Source organism: Trebonia sp. (assembly GCF_049794275.1).
Lineage (GTDB): Bacteria > Actinomycetota > Actinomycetes > Streptosporangiales > Streptosporangiaceae > Trebonia.
In genome coordinates this window covers 1-4,513 of the sequence record NZ_JBARCR010000450.1, presented here as the reverse complement: position 1 = coordinate 4,513, position 4,513 = coordinate 1, and the positions used below count along the sequence as shown (strand labels likewise).

Sequence of the window (4,513 nt, the reverse complement as noted above, 5' to 3'; positions counted from 1 at the left end):
CCCCGTACCGCGACCCGACCCGCGCCCACCGGCGCCGCCCCGCCCCCGCCTGCGCCTGCCCGCGTTCCGCGGCCGCCCGTGGTAATAACAGCAAGAAGCGGTGCCATCGCCAGGATCGTGGGTACTTATAGGGCCCCTGGCCCGCCTAACTACCCACGATCTTCCAGGCCGCCCCGGCAGACGCTGATAACAGCAAGAAGCGGCCGGGCTCGGCCGCAGCCGGGGCACTTAGGGCGCGAACTGAACGTTTCTTGTCCGATTTATCCCGATTCCGAGGTGACGTTCGCGCCCTAAGTCGGCACAGGCGCCTGATAACAGCAAGAAGCGAGCCGCGCCGCGTTACGCTTGCCAGATCGCGCCAGAGCCCAGCAGGTCGTCTACGTCGTCGAAGCCCACGGCGGTGAGGACCTCGCGGGTGTGCGCGCCGGGGCGGGCGATCCGGCCCGGCGGCAGCGCGGCGATCGGGGCGCTGCCCGGTACCGGGGAGAACCGCGGTGCGGGCGCGGGCTGGACGAGGCCGTCGACCGTCACGAACGTGCCGCGCGCCGCGAGCTGGGGGTCGGCAGGGGCTTCGGTCATGGTGCGGACCGGGGCGACGCACGCGTCCGTTCCGGAGAAAATCTTTGCCCACTGATCCGCGGAGCGTTCCGCGAACCGCGCGGCGAACCGCTCCCGCAGCGAGGGCCATCCCGCGCGGTCGTACTGCGGCGGCAGATCGGCGGGCACTCCCTCCGGCGCGAAGAGCAGCCGGGTGAACTCGGCGTAGAACTGGGGCTCCAGCGCCCCTACCGCCATGTAAGACCCGTCGGACGTCGCGTACACGTCGTAGAACGGCGCGCCGGTGTCCAGCCTGTTGACGCCGCGCGAATCCGTCCACGCGCCGTCGGCCAGCAGTCCGTAGGTCATCGCCTGGAGCATCGCGGTGCCGTCGACGATCGCCGCGTCGACCACCTGGCCGCGCCCGGTCTGCCGCGCAGAGAAAAGCCCCGCCGCCACGCCGAGCGCGAGGAAAAGCGCGCCGCCGCCGAAGTCGCCGAGGTAGTTCACCGGCACCTGCGGCGGGCCGCCGGCCCGGCCGATCGCGTGCAGCGCCCCGGTGACCGCGATGTAGGCGATGTCGTGCCCGGCGGCCCCGGAAAGCGGCCCGTCCTGCCCCCAGCCAGTCATCCGGCCGTACACCAGTCGCGGGTTCCTGGCGAGGCAGTCGGCGGGCCCGACCCCGAGTCGTTCCGCGACGCCGGGACGGTAACCCTCGATGAGGGCGTCGGAGGACGCCGCGAGCCGCAGCACGACCTCGGCGCCGCGCGGGTGCTTCAGGTCGACGACGATCCGCCGCTTTCCGCGGCTGGTGACGTCCTTGTCCAGCGGGACGGGCGACGGCGGGCCGCCCGGCCGGTCCACCCGGATCACCTCCGCGCCGAGATCGGCCAGCAGCATCCCGCAGAACGGTCCCGGCCCGATCCCCGCCAGCTCCACAACCCGTACCCCGGTCAGCGGCCCGGCAGCGTCGGTCATGGCACTCAGTGTGCCACGGCCATCAGCACGACCTTGAGGACGACCATGACCATCGCGACCGCCAGGTAGCCGCGCAGCGCGATGAGGCCGACCCGGCGGGCGCCGGTGATCTTCGGCACTGCCAGCTCCGCGAGCGGCGGCATCCGCCACATCATCCGGTCAGCCTTTGCAGACCCATCAGAGTCGTCGGCGTCCGAAGGTCCGGACCGCCCGCGGCGCCGGATGCCCTGGATGCCCCGAACCCCCAGCCAGCCGACGGCCGTCACCGCGACGGCCGCGCAGCCCGCCACGATCGCGATGATCTGGGTGGCCGTGATTGCCGGGAACATCACGGACGCGACCAGCACTATCGACAGCGTGACGAGCGCCGCGATGACGGCTGAGGTGAACGCGTTGGTCTTCGCGGAGTTGACCCAGGGGCCGAGCACCGCCTTGTCGTTGCACAGCATGAGCAGGAACACCGTGGCCGCCGGCAGCAGCACCCCGGCCAGGACCTGCACGCCCTCGGTGATGAGCCCGAGCGGGGAGCCGGGGATGAGCACGATCGTGGCAGCGGCGCAGATCAGCGCGGCGTACAGGGCGTAGAAGCCCTTGGCCTGGCCGACGCCGCGGTGCAGCGAGTGCTTCATTCCGAGCACGTCGCCAATGGCGTAGGCCGACGACAGCGAGACGGCGAACGCGCCGATGATGGACGCGTCGAGCAGCGCGACGGCGAACAACGCGCCGGCGAAATGCCCCGCATAAGCAGCGACGCCGTGGGCGAGCCCGGCGGAGTCGGTGAAGTGCCCGGCCGCCCCGGTGCCCGCGAACGCGGCGGCGGTGGCGCCCATCAGCGCGGCGGCGCCGAGCACCACGACCGCGATGCCGATCCAGAGGTCGGCCTTCTCGTACTTGATGAACCGCGGCGTGATCCGCTTGTCGATCACGTAGGACTGCTGGAAGAACAGCTGCCAGGGCGCGACGGTGGTGCCGACGATGCCGATCACCAGCAGCATCACGGCGGCCATGCCGCCGCTGCCCGCGCCGCCGGGCAGCCCGGGGACGGTGAACCCGTGCATCATCTGGCTGCCGGACGGGTGCGCCATCAGGTACAGCGGGATGAGCAGCAGCGAGCCGGCGCAGAACGTCATCGCGACCCGCTCGAACGCGCGGAAGCTGCCGGTGAACGCGGTCGCGATGATCACGCCGGCCGCGAAGAGCACGGCCACGACCTTCGGCACCCCGAGATAGCTGGCCGCCAGCGTGATGCCGATGAACTCGGTCACGATCGTCAGCCCGTTGAGCAGGAACAGGTCGATGACCTCGAACGTGCCCCACAGCCTGCCGAACCGGGCCATGATCAGCCGCGCGTGCCCGACGCCGGTGACCGCGCCGAGGCGGAGCACCATCTCCTGGTTGACGTACAGCACGGGGATCAGCAGCAGCAGCGTCCACAGCAGGCGAGTGCCGTAGTTCTGCCCGGCCTGCCCGTAGGTGGAGAACGCGCCGGCGTCGTTGTCGCCGACCATGACGATCAGCCCGGGCCCGACGATCGCCAGCAGCGTCTTCAGCTTGGCGGACGGGGTCGTGCGGGTGGCGTGGTCGCCGACGGAGATCGTGCCGAGGGCGCCACGGATGTCGCCGACGTGCGCGTCGTCGAGCACCGCCGAGGGACGGACATCTACTTCTACTGCAGTCACGGAGATTCACCCCTTTCACGCTTTGCACCAAAGCGGGATTGAGGCACACGCGTAATCGCCCGCAGCGGACCGCCACGACATGGCGGCAGGCGGCTAGTTAGCCGAACAGAGCAGGCGGGTCAGCGTGTGCTAGGAGCTGACAGGGATAGCGGCGGAAGGGGCCAACTTCGGCCCGGACTATCAGAGTCCATCGCGCGCCTCCCTTCGTCCGTGGCGCCGTAGCGCACCAGAACACACGACACCAGCCGAGGGGCACCGTCGAGTCGCCGCGGGAAACCGCGGCCGAGTGGTCACCTCTCTCGTAAGAGCTTTGGCACTCCACGGCGTAGCGCGACCCTTGTTTCTGAAACACAGTCGCTTGCGCAGCCACTTGGCCTCACCCCTTAGGCCGGGGAGAGGTGTCCTGATCCGGAGCGTCTCTCGACGGTTGGGATCAGTGGCCTGTGTCCGTGAAGACGCCTCACCGAACGAGGTGTCTAACCTGACGAACCCAAGGATGCCCGTTCACATTCCCCCCTGTCAAACCAGGGCAATCAGGTCAGGGGATCAGACCCCCAGCCCGGGGAGCACTTCCGCGCGCGGCAGCTCGGCCAGCAGCCGCCCGGGCAGCCACAGCTTCGACCCGCGGATCCCCGAGCCGATGACCGCGTTGCCGAGCTTCGCCACGTCCGCGTCGACCAGCACCGCCCACTGCCCGGGCAGCCCGATCGGCGTGATCCCGCCGTACTCCATTCCGGTCAGCGCCGTGACCTCATCCACCGGTCCGAACGAGGCCTTCCGCACCCCCATGTGCCGCCGTACCAGCCCGTTGACGTCGGCCCGGGTGGTCGCCGCCACCATGCACGCGGCGTAGGAGGTCTCGCCGCCGCGGCGGCCCGCGATCACCACGCAGTTCGCGGACTCCTCGGGCGCCACGCCGTACCGCTCGCAGAACGCCCCCGTGTCCGACAGCGCCGGGTCGATCGCCGCGACGCGGATCTCGGCCGCACCAGGCCACTCGCGCAGCGCCGCGTACACCGGCGGGGCGAGCAGGGACGGTGACGACAGCGCGGGCGCGAACGACAGCGGCAGGCTCATCCGACCATCCAACCAGACGCCGGCCTGCCGCCGGGAACAAAACCGAGTTATGATTAGTTCGCATCAAGCAACTAATCGATTGAAGCGCCCTCGCCATGGAGGAACCCAGCAGTGCCGCCCGCCTCGACCGCCAGCCTAGCCACCGCCACCACCGCCCACGCCCAGCCCGTCGTCGGTCCGCGCTACAAGTGGATCGCCTTGTCGAACACCACGCTCGGCGTGCTGATGGCGACCATCAACTC

At 70.3% G+C, this 4,513-nt stretch carries 3 protein-coding genes and 1 riboswitch; all 3 genes read right to left on the bottom strand.

Annotated features, from left to right (window positions below):
- Positions 1-339: 339 nt before the first annotated feature.
- Positions 340-1,515, bottom strand: coding sequence for a CaiB/BaiF CoA transferase family protein (locus WA805_RS12445; RefSeq protein WP_422326700.1), 1,176 nt, complete (start codon positions 1,513-1,515; stop codon positions 340-342).
- 5 nt (positions 1,516-1,520) lie between these two features.
- Positions 1,521-3,194: an NRAMP family divalent metal transporter gene (locus tag WA805_RS12440; protein ID WP_425242407.1), complete on the bottom strand. Its 1,674-nt coding sequence runs from the start codon at positions 3,192-3,194 to the stop codon at positions 1,521-1,523.
- Positions 3,195-3,481: 287 nt separating this feature from the next.
- A riboswitch (M-box (ykoK) riboswitch) is annotated at positions 3,482-3,673 on the bottom strand.
- 67 nt (positions 3,674-3,740) lie between these two features.
- Positions 3,741-4,271, bottom strand: coding sequence for a YbaK/EbsC family protein (locus tag WA805_RS12435; RefSeq protein ID WP_425242406.1), 531 nt, complete (start codon positions 4,269-4,271; stop codon positions 3,741-3,743).
- Positions 4,272-4,513: the final 242 nt, after the last annotated feature.

Excerpts from the sequence above, each read along its gene's own strand:
- WA805_RS12445 (WP_422326700.1), bottom strand. The coding sequence starts at position 1,515 with ATGACCGACGCTGCCGGGCCGCTGACCGGGGTACGGGTTGTGGAGCTG.
- WA805_RS12435 (WP_425242406.1), bottom strand. The coding sequence starts at position 4,271 with ATGAGCCTGCCGCTGTCGTTCGCGCCCGCGCTGTCGTCACCGTCCCTG.